Source organism: Aromatoleum sp. (assembly GCF_035254505.1).
Taxonomy (GTDB): domain Bacteria; phylum Pseudomonadota; class Gammaproteobacteria; order Burkholderiales; family Rhodocyclaceae; genus Aromatoleum.
This window is the reverse complement of record NZ_DATFAO010000009.1, coordinates 1-17,010: the sequence shown is the minus strand read 5'-3', so window position 1 is coordinate 17,010 and position 17,010 is coordinate 1. Positions and strand designations below refer to the sequence as shown.

The 17,010-nt window shown below is 66.0% G+C and carries 10 protein-coding genes; 5 read left to right on the top strand and 5 right to left on the bottom strand.

What is annotated here, in order from left to right:
- Window positions 1-87: 87 nt before the first annotated feature.
- A complete protein-coding gene (locus tag VJ673_RS01155; protein ID WP_324124172.1) occupies window positions 88-498 on the bottom strand; it encodes a DUF2946 domain-containing protein in 411 nt (136 codons plus the stop codon).
- Window positions 499-638: 140 nt separating this feature from the next.
- The gene (gene purL / locus VJ673_RS01150; RefSeq protein WP_324124171.1) at window positions 639-4,571 is read right to left on the bottom strand and encodes a phosphoribosylformylglycinamidine synthase; all 3,933 of its coding nucleotides are present in this window, start codon (window positions 4,569-4,571) and stop codon (window positions 639-641) included.
- Window positions 4,572-4,832: 261 nt separating this feature from the next.
- Between purL and VJ673_RS01145 the strand changes: the two genes are divergently transcribed.
- From VJ673_RS01145 to VJ673_RS01130, 4 genes are all read left to right on the top strand, one after another.
- Complete coding sequence (locus VJ673_RS01145; RefSeq protein ID WP_324124170.1) at window positions 4,833-5,777, top strand: lysylphosphatidylglycerol synthase domain-containing protein; 945 nt, start codon at window positions 4,833-4,835, stop codon at window positions 5,775-5,777.
- Complete coding sequence (locus VJ673_RS01140; RefSeq protein ID WP_324124169.1) at window positions 5,774-6,829, top strand: glycosyltransferase family 2 protein; 1,056 nt, start codon at window positions 5,774-5,776, stop codon at window positions 6,827-6,829. The genes VJ673_RS01145 and VJ673_RS01140 overlap by 4 nt, the downstream gene beginning before the upstream one ends.
- Window positions 6,826-8,382, top strand: coding sequence for an ArnT family glycosyltransferase (locus VJ673_RS01135; RefSeq protein ID WP_324124168.1), 1,557 nt, complete (start codon window positions 6,826-6,828; stop codon window positions 8,380-8,382). The genes VJ673_RS01140 and VJ673_RS01135 overlap by 4 nt, the downstream gene beginning before the upstream one ends.
- A 253-nt stretch (window positions 8,383-8,635) precedes the next feature.
- Window positions 8,636-10,672, top strand: coding sequence for an NADPH-dependent 2,4-dienoyl-CoA reductase (locus tag VJ673_RS01130; RefSeq protein WP_324124167.1), 2,037 nt, complete (start codon window positions 8,636-8,638; stop codon window positions 10,670-10,672).
- Between the two features lie 4 nt (window positions 10,673-10,676).
- On the opposite strand, the gene VJ673_RS01125 is transcribed toward VJ673_RS01130, so the two are convergent.
- Complete coding sequence (locus tag VJ673_RS01125) at window positions 10,677-11,624, bottom strand: LysR family transcriptional regulator (RefSeq protein ID WP_324124166.1); 948 nt, start codon at window positions 11,622-11,624, stop codon at window positions 10,677-10,679.
- A gap of 85 nt (window positions 11,625-11,709) precedes the next feature.
- Here VJ673_RS01125 and VJ673_RS01120 point away from each other — a divergent pair, with 85 nt between their 5' ends.
- Window positions 11,710-13,188, top strand: coding sequence for an MFS transporter (locus VJ673_RS01120; RefSeq protein WP_324124165.1), 1,479 nt, complete (start codon window positions 11,710-11,712; stop codon window positions 13,186-13,188).
- A 2-nt stretch (window positions 13,189-13,190) separates the two neighbouring features.
- On the opposite strand, the gene VJ673_RS01115 is transcribed toward VJ673_RS01120, so the two are convergent.
- Both VJ673_RS01115 and ppsA read right to left on the bottom strand, forming a co-directional pair.
- Window positions 13,191-14,330, bottom strand: coding sequence for a glycoside hydrolase family 2 TIM barrel-domain containing protein (locus tag VJ673_RS01115; RefSeq protein WP_324124164.1), 1,140 nt, complete (start codon window positions 14,328-14,330; stop codon window positions 13,191-13,193).
- A 189-nt stretch (window positions 14,331-14,519) separates the two neighbouring features.
- A complete protein-coding gene (ppsA, locus tag VJ673_RS01110) occupies window positions 14,520-16,886 on the bottom strand; it encodes a phosphoenolpyruvate synthase (RefSeq protein ID WP_324124163.1) in 2,367 nt (788 codons plus the stop codon).
- Window positions 16,887-17,010 lie beyond the last annotated feature (124 nt).

Genomic DNA, 17,010 nt, shown 5'->3' with positions numbered 1-17,010 from the left:
AACACGCGCGACTACGGCGAAGCAAACCGGTGGCTTCGGGAAAACGGCAACGTCGGCGTCGGTGCGGACGCCGCAACGAGGGAGGAATCAGGAAAGGACGGGTGGAGCGCGCGGCTGCGAGTGTGCCCAGCCGAAGTGCAGGCGAAGTGCACGCGAGGCAGGAATAGGCGCCCTGACCGGGGAAGCCTGTTGCGCCACGGGCGACAGCCGCGCCGTCGGAAGCACCGGGGTACTGCCGTGGGTTCCGCAGAAAGCGCAGTGCTTGGCGTGATCGGCCGGAGAATGTTGCTTGCCCGGAAGCTGCTTGCGGTGCTGGTCACCGGCGTCGTCGATCGCGACGTGCTTCATCCCGGCGCGCGTGCACACCTCGATCGTGCGCGGCGCGCCCTTGCCGCCCGACGGCAAGGCATGCGTCAGCGCCGGCGCGACGACACCGAACAGGATCACGCACAAGGCGATCCAGGCGGTGAGGACACGGGGCACGCGTTTGAGGTGCATGGGCGGAACGAAAGACTCGTCGGCGCGGATGGAAAATGCGCCGATTGTAACGAACTAACCCGCGATTCCCTTGACTGCAGTCAAGGGGAAAAACGCCCGGCCGCCAAGCAGGTCACGCTCGGCGGCCGTATCCGGCGGGCTCAGCCGAGCCAGTGGCGTGCGTTCCGGAACATCCGCATCCAGGGCGAATCCTCGCCGAGGTTCGTGGGATGCCAGCTCATCTGCACGGTGCGGGCTGTGCGCTCGGGGTGCGGCATCATGATCGTGAAGCGGCCGTCAGCGGTCGTCACGCCGGCGAGGCCGCCGGGCGAGCCGTTCGGGTTGAACGGATAGGTCTGCGCGGGTTTGCCGTGGTTGTCGACGTAACGCACCGCTGTGATCGCGCTGCTACGATCGGCATCCTTCGCAAACACTGCCCTGCCCTCGCCGTGGCTGACGACGATCGGCATGCGGCTGCCAGCCATGCCTGCGAAGAGGATCGACGGGGTGTCGAGCACCTCGGCCATCACGAAACGCGCTTCGAACTGCTCGCTGCGGTTGCGGTGGAAGGTCGGCCAATGGTCGGCGCCGGGGATGATGGACGCGAGGTTCGCCATCATCTGGCAGCCGTTGCACACGCCCAGCGCGAAGGTGTCGGAGCGACCGAAGAAGGCCTCGAACTCGGCACGCAGCGCCGGGTTGAAGAGGATCGACTTCGCCCAGCCCTGACCCGCACCCAGGACGTCGCCGTAAGAGAAGCCGCCGCAGGCTGCGAGGCCATGGAAGTCGGCAAGGTGATAGCGGCCGGCCTGGAGGTCGGACATGTGGACGTCGAAGGGCATGAAGCCCGCACGTTCGAAGGCGGCAGCCATCTCTGCCTGCGAGTTCACGCCCTGCTCGCGCAGGATCGCGATCTTCGGACGGGCGCCGGTCGCGATCATCGGAGCGACAACGTCTTCAGCCGGGTTGAAGGTCGTGACGACGCTCAGGCCGGGGTTCGACTTGTCGGCCAGTGCTTCGAATTCTTCGCGCGCGCATTCCGCGTCGTCGCGCAGGCGGGCGATGCGGTAGCTCGTCTCGGACCAGGCCTGCTGCAGCTCGGCACGCTGGGCGTTGAACACGAGCTTGGCGTTGCGCCACAGGCGGATTTCGTCCTTTTCGTTCGGCTCGCCGAGGAAGTGGTAGGTGAGCCCTGCGTCGCGCAGCGGCGTGGTGATCTTCGCGCGGTCGTCGCGGCGGATCTGGATGACTGCACCGAGTTCCTCGGAGAACAGACCACCGAAGAGGCGATCGTTGAGGCGACCCTTGATCGTGTCGGGCTTCTTGTCGAGGCCATCAACGTCGTTCATGTACTGGTCGTAGCAGACGGTATCGAGCACGACCGATAGGCCGCACTTCGATGCGAAGGCCATCTCGCACAGCGTCGCGAAGAGACCGCCGTCGCTGCGGTCGTGGTAGGCGAGCAACAGCTTGCCCTGACGGAACTGCTGGATCAGCTTGAAGAAGGCGGCGAGCTGCTTCGCATCGACGTCCGGCGCATGTTCGCCGACCGAGCCGAAGACCTGGGCGAGCGCCGAGCCGCCGAGGCGGTTGCGGTCGTTGCCGAGGTCAATCAGCACGAGTTCGGTCTCGACGCCGTCGATGAGCTGCAGCTGCGGCGTCAGCGTGCGGCGGATGTCCTCGACCGGCGCGAAGGACGTGACGACCAGCGACAGCGGCGAGACGACCTGGCGATTTTCGCCTTCGTCCTGCCACGCAGTCTTCATCGACAGCGAGTCCTTGCCGACCGGGATCGAGAGGCCCGCGGTCTGGCAGAACTGCGACACGGCGCTGACGGTGTCGAACAGCTTGGCGTCCTCGCCGCGGTGGCCGGCAGCGGCCATCCAGTTGGCGGACAGCTTGACCTTGCCGATATCGGCGATGTCGGCGGCCGCGATGTTGGTGATCGACTCGCCGACCGCCATGCGGCCCGAGGCCGGCGCGTCGAGGCAGGCGACCGGAGTGCGCTCGCCCATCGCGAAGGCTTCGCCCTGGTAGCCGTGGAAGCTCATCGAGGTGACGGCGACGTCGGCGACCGGGACCTGCCACGGACCGACCATCTGGTCGCGCGCGGTCATGCCGCCGACCGAGCGGTCGCCGATGGTGATCAGGAAGTTCTTGCTCGCGACGGTCGGCAGACGCAGCACGCGCAGGCAGGCCTCCTTAAGGTCGACGTCGGTGACGTCGAAGGGCGGCACATGCACGGCGCGGCGCGACACGTTACGGGTCATCTTCGGCGGCTTGCCGAGCAGCACCTGCATTTCCATGTCGACCGGCTTGTTGTCGAAATGGTGATCGCTGACGGTGAGGTGGCCGTCGGCTGTCGCGGTGCCGACCACGGCGAAGGGGCAGCGCTCGCGTTCGCACAACGCACGGAAGGTCTCGAGGCTTTCCGGGGCGATCGCGAGGACGTAGCGCTCCTGCGACTCGTTGCTCCAGATTTCGCGCGGGCTCATGCCCGGCTCTTCGATGTGCACTTCACGCAGCTCGAAGTGCGCGCCCAGGCTCGCCGAATCGGCAAGCTCCGGCATCGCGTTCGACAGGCCGCCCGCGCCGACGTCGTGGATCGCGAGGATCGGATTGGCGTCGCCCAACTGCCAGCAGTGGTCGATGACTTCCTGGCAGCGACGCTGGATTTCGGGGTTGCCGCGCTGGACCGATGCGAAGTCGAGGTCGGCGGCGTTGGTGCCGGTCGCCATACTGGATGCGGCGCCGCCGCCGAGGCCGATCAGCATGCCCGGGCCGCCGAGCTGGATCAGCAGCGTGCCGGGGGCGAACTGGATCTTGTGCGACTGCTGGCCCTGGATGCTGCCGAGGCCGCCGGCGATCATGATCGGCTTGTGGTAGCCGCGCACTTCGCCCTGCACTTCCTGCTCGAAGCTGCGGAAGTAGCCGGCGAGGTTCGGGCGGCCGAATTCGTTGTTGAACGCGGCGCCGCCGATCGGGCCTTCGATCATGATGTCCAGCGCGGACGCGATGCGCTCGGGCTTGCCGTAGGGCTTTTCCCAAGGCTGGACGAATTCGGGGATGTTGAGGTTCGACACCGAGAAGCCGGTGAGGCCCGCCTTCGGCTTCGAGCCGCGGCCGGTCGCGCCTTCGTCGCGGATCTCGCCGCCGGCACCGGTCGCCGCACCGGGGAAGGGCGAAATCGCGGTCGGGTGGTTGTGCGTCTCGACCTTCGCGAGGATGTGGGTCTCTTCCTCATGGAAGCGCCACTGACCGTCGGTGTCCGGGTAGAAGCGATCGATCGTCGCGCCCTCGATCACCGAGGCGTTGTCCGAGTAAGCGACGACGGTGCCTTCCGGATGCGCCTTGTGCGTCTCGCGGATCATGCCGAACAGCGTCTTGTCCATCTCGCGGCCTTCAATCACCCAGTCGGCGTTGAAGATCTTGTGACGGCAGTGCTCGGAATTCGCCTGCGCGAACATCATCAGTTCGACGTCCGTCGGATTGCGGGCGATCTTCGTGAAGTTGTCGACGAGGTAATCGATCTCGTCTTCCGACAATGCGAGGCCCAGCTCGGTGTTGGCTGCGACGAGCGCATCGCGTCCGCCGGCGAGGATGTCGACGCTGGTGAGCGGCTGCGGTTCGTAGTGGTGGAAGAGCGCTTCCGCCGCATTGACGCTCTGCAGCACCGATTCGGTCATACGGTCGTGCAGCGCGGGCAGCACGGCCGCGTACTGGCGGTCATCGAGCCCGCCGCGCACGTCGAGGGAGTAAGCGACACCGCGCTCGATCCGGACGACCTTGTCGAAGCCGCATTGGCGCGCGATGTCGCTTGCCTTCGAGGACCAGGGCGAGATTGTGCCGAGACGCGGCACCACCATCAGCATCGTCCCTTCCGGCATCTTCGGGGATTCAGGCGTGGCGCCCAGCAGATCGACCAGGCGGCCGAGTTCCGCCACATCGAGCGCTCCTGTGATCTCGATGAAATACCAGTGCTCCGCGGCAAGCCCCTTGAGCTTGGGCAGCACGTCGGCCACCGAGCGCGACAGGCGCTCCAGACGGGAAGAGGAATACGCCGCGGCGCCGCGCAGTTTGATGATTTCGGCCATGGGAGTCGATGCGATGGGTGATGGTCGCGAACGGAGTTCGACGGAGGAAGCGCAGAATTATACCCGAGGCCCGCTATTACTCCCGACCGGTGTTTTCACGCATACTCGGCAATCCGCCTCAACAAGGGGCGATCAGTTAGAATTGCGCCCTTTTGTCCAGCGCTTGCCGATGACCCCTGTCACGCCACACCTGCATTCCTCCTGCGAATGCCCTTCCCTTACCGCGGCGATGCTTGCAGCCCGGTTGGCGGAAGTGTCGGCATGCAAGAAGCGACGGGGGACGCGTTGAAACGCCTGATCGCGATTGCCGCAAGCCTCGCGCTGCTCGCCTGGCTTGCCGCGGACGCCCGCTGGCGCACGGTCGGCGGCGCCCTCGCGGCACTGACGCCCGCGACGCTGGCAATTGCCGGGGGCGGCTTGCTTGCGAGCTATCTGCTTCGCGCGGCGCGCGTACATGACGAATTTCGCAGGGACGCCGGTGGCGGCTTCGGCACCTGCCTGCGAATCGTGCTGATGCACAACGCGATGGTCAACGTTGTACCTTTTCGCGGCGGCGAAGCGGCCTTCCCCGTCCTGCTGCGCCAGTCCTTCGGCACGCCGCTCGGCCGGGCTGTCGCTTCGCTCTTCTGGTTCCGCCTTCAAGATGCGCTGATCGTCGCGATCCTCGCCGTCCTCATCTGGCCCGGATTGCCCCTCGCGCTACGCGTCATCGGCGTCGCAGGTCTTGTCGGCTTCGCCTGGTACCTGCCGCGCTGGGCGCGCGCGCCCCACGACTGGGCAGATCGCCACGGCCTCCATGCGAAACTCGCGAAACTACGCGACGCCTTCGCCGAATCGACGCGCCACGCCCGCCTGGGGTGGGTGTGGACGATCGCAAACTGGTCCGTGAAGCTTGCCGCGCAGGCCTTTTTGCTTGCAACACTGCTGCCCGCAGCCGGCGCAGTCGGAGCGGCCGGCGCGCTCGGCGCCGAACTCGCGGCAATCCTGCCCGTCCAGGGCGTGGCGGGCTTCGGCACTTATGAAGCCGGCGCCGCCGCGGCCCTCCTGCCGCATGGAATTTCCTTCGACGAGGGCCTGCGCGCCGCCCTCGCACTTCACCTTTTCGTGATCGCCTGCGCCGTCGGCGCCGGCGGCGTCGCCTGGCTCGTGTCCGGCGCGTCGGCCGCCCCCGATGGCGATCAGTCTCCTGTTACGAGAAAACGATGAACAATATGAATAAATCCCCCCTTCCCGCGGCCGAGCCGCAGATCCCCGACGGTTTGCCGGAGCATTCCCTGTCGGTCGTCGTGCCGATGTACAACGAGGCCGAGAACGTCGAGCCGCTGCTTGAACGGATCCACCTCGCGCTCAACCCTTATCCCTGGCCTTGGGAAGTCGTGCTGGTCGATGACGGCAGTTCGGACGCGACGCCGGCCGAACTCGCCCGCTGCGCGAAAAAATTCGGCCCCCATGTGCGGATCGTCGAACTGATGCGCAACTTCAAGCAGACGGCGGCGATGCAGGCCGGCCTCGACGCGGCACGCGGCAGCGTCATCGTGACGATGGACGGCGACCTGCAGAACGACCCGATCGACATCCCGCGCATGGCCAACCGCCTGTTGACCGAGGACCTCGACCTCGTCGCCGGATGGCGCAAGGACCGCCAGGACGGGCTGCTGCTGCGCAAGATCCCCTCGCGCATCGCCAACCGCCTGATCGCCAAGATGACCGGCGTGCATCTGAGGGACTACGGCTGCAGCCTCAAGGTCTACCGCGCCAGCGCGATCAAGAGCGTGCGCCTGTACGGCGAAATGCACCGTTTCATCCCCGCGTGGCTCGCGACCGTGACGACGCCGCGCCGCATCGCGCAGGAAGTCGTGACCCATCACGCACGCGTATTCGGCCAGTCGAAGTACGGGATCTCGCGCACCTTCCGCGTCGTGCTCGACCTCGTGTTCGTCTACTTCTTCATGCGCTACCGCACCCGACCCGGCCACTTCTTCGGCGGCATCGGGATCGGCCTCGGCGCGCTGGGCACGCTGATCCTCGCCTACCTGTTCGGCATCAAATTCTTCCTGGGCGAGACGATCGGCACGCGTCCGTTGCTGTTCGCCGGCTTCTTCCTCGTGATTGCGGGGATTCAGATGGTGACGTCGGGCGTGCTCGCCGAGCTGCTCGCGCGGGTGTATTACGAATCAGGCACGTCGCGCGCCTATCTCGCACGTCCCACCGCAGAGCTCGATGAGGCCGACGGCTGGCATAGGACCCACGCCAAATGATGCCTGCAGCCCCCGAGTCCGCGCGCCCGCGCCCGCTCCTGGCGCTGTGCATCGTCCTGTTGCCCCTGATCGCGTTCTTCCTTCGACTGGGCGGCGCACCGCTCTTCGATGTCGATGAAGGCGCCTTCTCGGAGGCGACGCGCGAGATGTTCGAGCGCGGCGACTTCCTGTCGACCTACCTCAACGGCGAGCATCGTTTCGACAAGCCCATCCTGATTTACTGGCTGCAGGCCATCGGCTACCTGATCTTCGGGCCGACGGAATGGGGCTTCCGCTTCCCGTCCGCGCTCGCGGCGGCCTCATGGAGCTACGCGACCTGGTACTTCGCCCGTCAGCGCTTCGGTGCCAACACGGCGCTGGCCGCATTGGCGATCGTGTCGACCGCCATTGGCCCCTTCGCGATCGGCCGCGCGGCGACGGCCGATGCGCTGCTGAATCTGCTGCTCGCACTCGCGCTCTTCGATGCCTGGCGCAATCTCGAATCGGGCCGGCGCGCGCCGCTGCTGCGCGCCTTCGTCTGGATCGGCCTGGGCGCGCTGACGAAAGGTCCGATCGCGCTGCTGATCCCGGGCGCGGTGAGCTTCCTCTACTGCGCGAGCCGCGGCGAATTCAAACGCTGGGCGCGCGCCGTCTTCGATCCCGTGGGCCTCGCGATCTTCGCGATCATCGTCGTGCCCTGGTATGCGACGGCGCTGGCGATCCACGGCAAGCTTTTCATCGACGGCTTCATCATGAAGCACAACGTCGAGCGCTTCACCGGGACGCTGGAAGGCCACGCGGGCAGCCTCTTCTACTACGTCATCGCAGTGCCCCTGCTGTTGCTGCCCTGGACCGGCCCGCTGATCGCGAGCCTGCGCCACGTGCGAAGCGACATCGACACCGGCGTGCGCCGCTTCCTGTGGATCTGGGCTGTCTTCGTCGTCGCCTTCTTCTCGGTCTCGGGCACCAAGCTGCCGCATTACGTGCTCTATGGCTCCACGCCGCTGTTCCTGCTGATCGCGATCCATCGCAACGAGTTGCGACGCACCTGGCTGCACCTGATCGCTCCGCTGCTGCTCCTGGGCCTGCTGCCGCTGCTGCCGACGATCTTCGCGGCCCTGTCGGCGAGCAATGCCGGCAACGCCTACTATCGTGCGATGCTGTCCGAGGCCATGGGCTCGGTGACGGCGGAGTATTACATCGTGACCATCGGCGGGCTGCTGCTGTGGCTGACCATCGCGATGCGCTGGCAAGCCGCGGCGTGGATGAAGCTCGGCGCTGCCGCGGCGATCCAGATCGTCGTGCTCGCGGGCGTCGTCGTGCCGTGGGCGGGCGGTGTGCTCCAGGGCCCGGTGCGCGAAGCCGGTCTGATCGCCCACACGCTCGGCGAACCGGTCTTCGCGTGGCGCTACTATGCGCCGAGCTTCAGCGTGTATCGCCAGGCGGTCACACTCGACAAGGCGCCGGCACCCGGCGAGGTCGCGCTCACGCGCGTCGATCGTCTGCCCGCCAGCGGCGTGGACATCCTGTACCGCAAGGGCGGCGTCGCGCTCGTCCGCAAGCTGCCCGAATGACGCCGGAATCGGGCGGTCCTCCCATGAAGAGCCGCCCGAACCCGCGGGTGTGTCTATCCTTGCTCACATAGCGATAGGGCTTTAAGAGCGACGACCGCTTCCTCAGCGACACCGTCTTCAGCTTTTTCGCCGGGAGGCCTCACGCCCACAGCGCCTCCCCCTGTTCCTGCGCGCGACAAACTCCTATCATCTGCACGACACGGACAATACGCTGCCGTACGTCAGCACATAACGATATCCGGAGACACCACCCATGACACAACCCGGCGCAACACGCGTCCCCTACCCTCGCCTGCTCGAACCGCTGGACCTCGGCTTCTGCGCGCTGCCTAATCGCGTGCTCATGGGCTCGATGCACACCGGGCTCGAGGAATCGAGCAACGGATTCGAGAAGCTCGCTGCGTTTTACGCCGCGCGCGCGCGCGGCGGCGTCGGATTGATCGTCACGGGCGGGATCGCCCCAAACTCGGACGGCGTAATCTTCCCCGGGGCGGCGGCGCTGACGAACGATGACGAAGTCGGCCACCACCGTCCCATTACCGAGGCCGTGCACGCCGAAGGCGGACGGATCTGCATGCAGATCCTGCATGCCGGCCGCTATGCCTACCATCGCAGCGCAGTCGCGCCGACGGCATTGAAGGCGCCGATCTCGCCCGCGACGCCGCGCGAGATGAGCGAGGACGACATCGAGCGCACGATCGAGGACTACGCACGCTGCGCGGCCCTCGCGCGCGCGGCGGGTTACGACGGCGTCGAGGTGATGGGCTCGGAAGGTTATCTGATCAACGAATTCACCGTCCCGCACACCAACCACCGCATCGACCGTTGGGGCGGCAGCGTGGAAAACCGGCACCGCTTTCCGACGGAGATCGTGCGTCGCGTGCGCGAGCGTGTCGGGCCCGACTTCATCATCATCTATCGTCTGTCGATGCTCGACCTGATGGAAGGCGGCGCGCCCTGGGAAGAGATCGTGGCGCTCGCACAGGCGGTCGAACGCGAGGGCGCGACTCTGATCAATACGGGCGTTGGCTGGCACGAGGCACGCATCCCGACGATCGCGACGATGGTTCCGCGCGCGGCTTTCACCTGGGTCACGCGCCGCATGAAGGGTGCGGTGAAGATTCCGCTGATCACGTCGAACCGCATCAACACGCCCGAAGTCGCCGAAAGCGTGCTGACGCGCGGCGATGCCGACATGGTCTCGATGGCGCGCCCCTTCCTCGCCGACCCGGAGTTCGTCGCCAAGGCCGCCGCGGATCGCGCTGAGGAGATCAATACCTGCATCGCCTGCAACCAGGCCTGCCTGGACCACATCTTCGAGGCCAAGCCCTGCACCTGCCTCGTGAACCCGATCGCGTGCCGCGAGACGGAATTCGTCATCCGCCGCGCCGACAAGTCGCGACGCGTTGCGGTCGTCGGTGCAGGACCGGCCGGCATGGCGGCGGCTGCAACGGCCGCCGAACGCGGCCACAGCGTGACCCTCTTCGACAGCGCAGCTGAGATCGGCGGCCAGTTCAACCTCGCCCGCCGCATTCCGGGCAAGGAAGAATTCGCCGAGACCTTGCGCTACTTCCGGCATCGCCTCGCGCACGCCGGCGTCGATATCCGTCTGAACCAACGCGTCGCGGCCCGTGATCTCGACGGGCGCTTCGACACCGTGCTGCTCGCGACCGGTATCGCGCCGCGTAGGCCGGAGATTCCCGGCATCGATCACCCGAAGGTCGTAAGCTACATCGACGTGCTGACCGGCCGTGAGTCGGTTGGCAAAAAGATCGCCGTCATCGGTGCGGGCGGCATCGGCTTCGACGTCAGCGAGTTCCTGACCCATGCCGATCTCGCCGATGATCCGATCGATCATTACCGCCGCGAATGGGGCATCGATGCCAATTACGCGCAGCCCGGCGGCCTATGCAAGCAATCGGAAGAAGAACCGCCGCGCCAGCTCTGGCTTCTTCAGCGCAAGAACACGAAGGTCGGCGACGGGCTCGCGAAAACGACAGGCTGGATCCGGCGCACGCTGCTCGCGCGCCGCGGCGTGAAGATGCTGGCGGGGGTGAGCTACGAACGCATCGACGACGCGGGCCTGCACATCACGGTGAATGGCGAGGCGCGCTGCCTCGACGTAGACAACATCGTCATCTGCGCTGGTCAGGAACCGCTGCGCGAACTCGAAGCGCCCTTGCAACAGGCTGGTGTTGACGTGCGTCGCATCGGCGGGGCGGACGTCGCAGCGGAGCTCGACGCGAAACGCGCGATCGACCAGGGCACGCGGGTCGCCGCGGCGCTTTGAGAGCTCAAATCGGCTGCGGACGCTCGCCGAAGAGCGCCTCCGCGGCCGCCACGAGCTGACTTTCGACGAAATCCAGCAGCGGATCCGACCTGTCGCGCCGATGGCGGACGACAATCACCGGCAGCACCAGCTCCGGCAGGGGAACGGTCGCGATCCGCAGGTCCGAGTGCGCGGCAAAAAGGCGCGTGATGAGTTTCGGCACGATCGCCACCAAAGGGCTCTGCTTGACGACGAAAGGAATCGACAGCGGCGTCGCAGCCCGCACGACGACGCGTCGCGAGAGGCCTTGCTGCTTGAGCGCGCGATCGACGAGTCCCTCCTGCTCGCCCGCATAAGAAGTGTGGATGTGCGGCGGCACGAGGATGTCGGCGAGCGTCGGCTGGGGCGGCAAGTCCACGAGTGCCGGCGCGTACAGATAGTCGAATCCGGCGCTGCTCAGGAGCGTCGCCTGATGGATCTCCCGGTCGCCGGCAAAATGCCCGACCGCCAGACTGATTTCGCCGCGGTCGAGCGCCTCGATCTGCCCCGACACCGGGATCGGCTGCACCGACACCTCCAGGCCGGGCGCGAGCTCGCGCACGCGAGCCATCAGTCCCGGCAGCAGCAGCGCCTCCAGCGGATCACCGAGCACGATGCGAATTCGCCCGGACACGCGGCCCGGGTCGAACTCCTGTCCGCTGCGTGCCAGCGCCTGCGCCTGAGAAAGCCAGGGCCGGATGAGCGCGGCAAGTTCGAGCGCACGTCGCGTCGGCTGCATCGACGTCCCCTGCCGGAACAACAACTCGTCGCCGAAGAGCTTGCGCAGCCGCGCCAGCGCATGGCTTGCCGCCGGCTGGCCGATGCACAGCCGCTCGGCCGCGCGGCTCACGCTGTGCTCTTCGATGATTGCGTCAAACGCGACGAGCAGGTTCAGGTCGAGGTGACGGAACAGACGGTGGTCGATATCAGTCATGTCGATTTACAGCATCATAACAATCGATTTTGTCGATTGTAGGCCGCGCTCCTAGACTCTGGTATCGCTTCTCGCAGATACCGTCATGCCTTCAGACGCTGCCCCAACCTCTACCTCGGCAATGCTGCGCTCCATCGCCGCCGTCACGAGCATCGAATTTCTCGAGACGGGCATGATGACCTTTGCGGCGGGGCCGATCATGAGCGGGTTGGGCGCGTCGCCGGATGCTTTCGCACTGTCCTTCACCGTGTACGCGGTCGGCGCGATCTTCATGCTCTACAAGCACCAGTGGATGGTCGAGCGCTACGGCTACCGCAACTTCACGCTCGCCTCCCTGCTGCTCTTCGCCATCGGCGCAGTCCTTTGCGCAACCGCGACGGGGATCGGGCAATTCACGATCGGGCGCGCCCTCCAGGGAGCGGCGGGCGCGACCTTCTTCACTGCCGGACGACTTGAGGTAAATCGTATTCCGCCGGAACGACGCTTCTACGGCGTCCTCGCCTTCATCGGGTCGCTGCTGAGCGCCACGGCCCTCGCCCCACTGGCCTCAGCGCTCCTCACCGACACCTTCGGATGGCGTACGCTCTTCTGGGCGGTGGTGCCGCTGTGTGGAGCCGTTGCCCTGATCGCGGGCCCGCATCTCGACCGCAGCACCACCCCGCCTCATGAGCGCAGTCGCGAACATTGGGGTTGGGTGCTGATCCTCGCGAGTGCCCTGCTCGGCCTGCAGTACGCACTGCAGGAAGTGCAATTCGGTCTGATCGATCACCCCTTGCGCAGCATCGCCTTCGGATTGCCCGCCTGTCTGATCCTGACTGCGTTCGCATGGCGGCAATGGCATCGCGACCGCCCCCTGATCGACTATCGGGCGCTCTTGCATTGGCGCTACGCACTTGGAATCGCGCTCTACTTCGTCGGCTATTTCATGGCCGGCGCCAGCGGCTTCCTGCTGCCGATCTTCGCCGAACAGGCGCTCGGACTGACGACCTTGACGACCGGGGGGGTTCTGACCGTCGCCTTCCTGACCGGTCTCGCGGCCGCCGTCGCCCACGCGTTCATGTTCCGCCGCTGGCCGCGCCTGCGCCCCTACATGCTCGCGGGGCTCGCGTTCTGCTTCCTGGGATGGAGCCTGCTGGCACTCCTGGACATGAGTGCAGGCTGGACCGCACTGCTCCTTCCTGCGGCCCTGGGCGCCGCGTCGTCCGCCTTCTTCTTCGGTCCGGTCGCGTTCGGGACGTTTGTCGAGGTCGACCAGAAGGCGTTCTCTCATGCCTATCAGGTCAAGAACATCGTGCGCCAGCTCGGGTTGTCGTCGGCCGTCGCGGCCAGTGCAGCGACCCTGCAATGGCGCTTCGCGGAACGCCTCGGCGATACGGCCCCTTCAGCGAATGCGCCCAGCGCCGCCGAGTTGCTGCATCAAGTCCTCGGCAACGCCGGCAACGGTGAAACGGCCCACCTCGCAAGCCAGACCCTGTTCGCGGCGAGCAACGACGCGTTCATCGGATTTGCGCTACTCGTGGTGCCGGTCGCGCTGCTGGTGTGGCGCCAGCGGACTTTCCATTAGCATCAGCGCACCAGAAAGGGCAGATTCGCCGTCGCCGCCTTACCCAAGCGATCACGGATCGTCAGGAAGAGCCGATAGGCGCCCGGCTCGGATGGTGCGACGAAACGCACCGCGCGGACGTCGGCCTGCAGCACATGGACCGGCACCTGGGGCGGTACCGCTTCATTGTCCCCCCCGAGTCGCAGATCGCGGGCCTCGGCGACCACCTTCCATTCCGTCCGTAGCGGCGAATTGTCGAAGGACAGCGCATCCACGCCCGCCGAGATTTCGGCCGCTGGCGCAAACGCATCCGCCGCGATACCGATTCCGCGGATTACGGGCGCCGCGGCTTCCACCGGCCGCCCCCAAGCCGCGGACAACGCATCCGTCATCGCGGTGAGACTCCCGTCGGCAAGCAGCAGGCCGTGCCAGGTTTCCGTCTGCTCCTGCTTCGCCCCCCACAGAAAGGGGAAGACGCCGCCGATGGCAGGATCGGACTGCAGATAGGCCAGAGCATCGCGAAAGAACGCCGCCTTTTCGCTGCTGGTGGGTTCCACCGGCGCGCCCCAGGGTTTGCGGCCGGCCTGCCACTGCCCCAGCGGCCCGAGTTCGGTCACGACAACCGATTTTCGAATGCCCGCGTTGCGCACGCGTTGCGGCAGGTTGAAGGCCGCACCGGCGTAGAGATTGATCCCCAGACGATCGACGTTCGGGCAGCAGTCGGCGAGGCGCTTCAGGTGCTCCGGCCCGCCATCGGGCACGACCATCAGGGTTTCATGCTTCGGATCAAGCGCTTTCACGATGCCGGCGAGACGGTCGACCTCGCGCCAAACGGGCAAGGGGTCCGCTTCGCCCGTCTCGACCTCGTTGCCGATGCCCCATGCGAGCAGCGCCGGGTGATTCCGATAACGAAGGACGAAAGCCCGGATCGCCTGCTCCTGCTGCCGCACCGCGTTCGCGTCGTCGAGCCGGAATCCGTGTCGCGGATGCGCGACCCATAGCCCCATCACGACACGCATCCCGAGGCGCTGGGCGTCGTCGAGCACCCAGGCGTCGCTCTCGCGATAGACGCGCACGACCTTCGCGCCCGCCTGCGCGAGCTTCTCGAGCGCGACCCGATCGCCTTCGAACGCGGCGCCGCGCCACTGCGCATCAGCAGCCATGACGACGGGCGATACGAACATCCAGAAAAGGGAGAGGACCCGCCAGGGTCGCCGAAAGACGAAAGAAGTCACAGGGATTTCACGGCAGCAAAGGGAAACGGCCCTTAGCCTAGCCGAAACAGTCAGCCGATGCCGTTAACAAAAAACGGCGACCGAAGCCGCCGTTCCGTTGTCCCAACCTTGACCGGATTACTTTTTCGCGTGGGCCGCAAGCTTCAGCCAGGTATCGACGACCGTATCCGGGTTCAGCGAGATCGTCTGGATGCCTTCGTCCATCAGCCATTCGGCGAAATCCGCGTGGTCCGACGGCCCCTGGCCGCAGATGCCGACGTAGCGGCCGAGGCGGTTCGCCGACTTGATCGCCATCGACAGCAGCTGCTTGACGGCCGGATCGCGCTCGTCGAAGGCGTGGGCGACGAGGCCCGAGTCGCGGTCCAGACCGAGCGTGAGCTGCGTGAGGTCGTTCGAGCCGATCGAGAAGCCGTCGAAGTGCTCGAGGAAGGCGTCGGCGAGCAGCGCGTTGGACGGGATCTCGCACATCATGATCAGCTTGAGGTCATTCACGCCGCGCTTCAGGCCGTTTTCGGCCAACAGGTCGACGACGCCCTTCGCCTCTTCGACGTTGCGCACGAACGGAATCATGATCTGCACGTTCGTCAGGCCCAGCTCGTTGCGGACCTTCTTCATCGCGACGCATTCGAGTTCGAAGCAGTCGCGGAAGCTGTGCGCGATGTAGCGCGACGCACCGCGGAAGCCGAGCATCGGATTCTCTTCTTCCGGCTCGTAGATCTCGCCGCCGAGCAGCTTGCGGTACTCGTTCGACTTGAAGTCGGACATGCGGACGATCACGGGCTTCGGATAGAAGGCCGCGGCAATCGTCGCGACGCCCTCGACCAGCTTCTCGATGAAGAACTGCTTCGGCGTCGCGTAGCCGCGCGACCGGCGCAGGATCTCGTCGCGCAGGCTGGCGGGAACCTGGCCGAGTTCGAGGATCGCCTTCGGGTGGATGCCGATCATGTTGTTGATCACGAACTCGAGGCGGGCAAGGCCCACGCCGCCGTTCGGAATCTGCGCGAATTCGAACGCGAGCTCCGGGTTGCCGACGTTCATCATGACCTTGAGCGGGATCTCCGGCAGGTTCCCCATGTCAGTCGTGATGACTTCGAAGTCCAGCTTGCCGCGATACACGTAGCCGGTGTCGCCTTCGGCGCAGGAGACGGTCACCGAGTCGCCTTCGGAGAGGACTTCGGTTGCGTTGCCGCAGCCGACGATCGCCGGAATGCCCAGCTCGCGCGCGATGATCGCGGCGTGGCAGGTACGGCCGCCGCGGTTCGTGACGATCGCGCTGGCGCGCTTCATCACCGGCTCCCAGTTCGGGTCGGTCATGTCCGTGACGAGGATGTCACCCGCCTGCACGCGGTTCATCTCGGACGCGTCGCCGACGATGCGCACCGTGCCGGCACCGATCTTCTGGCCGATCGCGCGGCCGTGGGCCAGCGCCTTGCCGTACTGCTTGAGGCGGTACTTTTCCATCACGTGGCCGGTGGACTGGCTCTTCACCGTCTCGGGACGCGCCTGCAGGATGTACAGCTTGCCGTCCTGGCCGTCCTTGCCCCACTCGATGTCCATCGGGCGACCGTAGTGCTTCTCGATCACGACGGCGTAGCGGGCAAGCTCCAGCACGTCCTCGTCGGTCAGCGAGAACTTGTTGCGCTCGGCTTCGGCGACATCGACGGTACGGACGGACTTGCCGGCTTCCTTCTTGTCGGCGAAGACCATCTTGATCAGCTTCGAGCCGAGGTTGCGGCGCACGACGGCCGGCTTGCCCAGCGCGAGCGTGGGCTTGTGGACGTAGAACTCGTCCGGGTTCACGGCGCCCTGCACGACGGTCTCGCCGAGGCCATACGAGGCGGTGATGAACACCACCTGGTCGAAGCCCGACTCGGTGTCGATCGTGAACATCACGCCCGACGCGCCGGTGTCTGAACGCACCATGCGCTGCACGCCCGCCGACAACGCGACGTCGGCGTGCGCAAAACCCTTGTGCACGCGGTAGGCGATGGCGCGGTCGTTGTACAGCGACGCGAACACTTCCTTCATCGCGTGCAGGATGTTCTCGTAGCCGTGGATGTTCAGGAAGGTTTCCTGCTGGCCGGCGAAGGACGCGTCCGGCAGATCTTCCGCAGTCGCGGACGAACGCACGGCGAAGCTGCCCTCGCCTTCGGCGGTCAGCGCGTTGTAAGCTGCGTGAATCTCTTCTTCGAGCTTTGCCGGAAAGGGGGTATCCACGACCCATTGGCGAATCTGTGCACCGGTCTTCGCCAGCGTATCCACGTCATCCACGTTCAGCGCGTCGAGCGCCGCCTTGATCCGCTCGGCCAGTCCCTGATGCGCAAGGAACTCGCGGAACGCGTCGGCCGTGGTGGCAAAACCACCCGGTACGCGCACGCTGGCGGGCAACTGGCTGATCATTTCGCCGAGCGAGGCGTTCTTGCCGCCTACCTGCTCTACGTCGGACATGCGCAGTTCGTTGAAGGGGATGACGTAACGGGTCATGGGGATGGCCTTCCGATTTTGTTGGGGAGAAAGCAAAATGTGATTTTAGCGACAAATGCTGCCCTGCCGCATCCGCAGGTTTTCCCCAATACCCGTTTTTTTGGCCTGGACAATGAGCGAAACT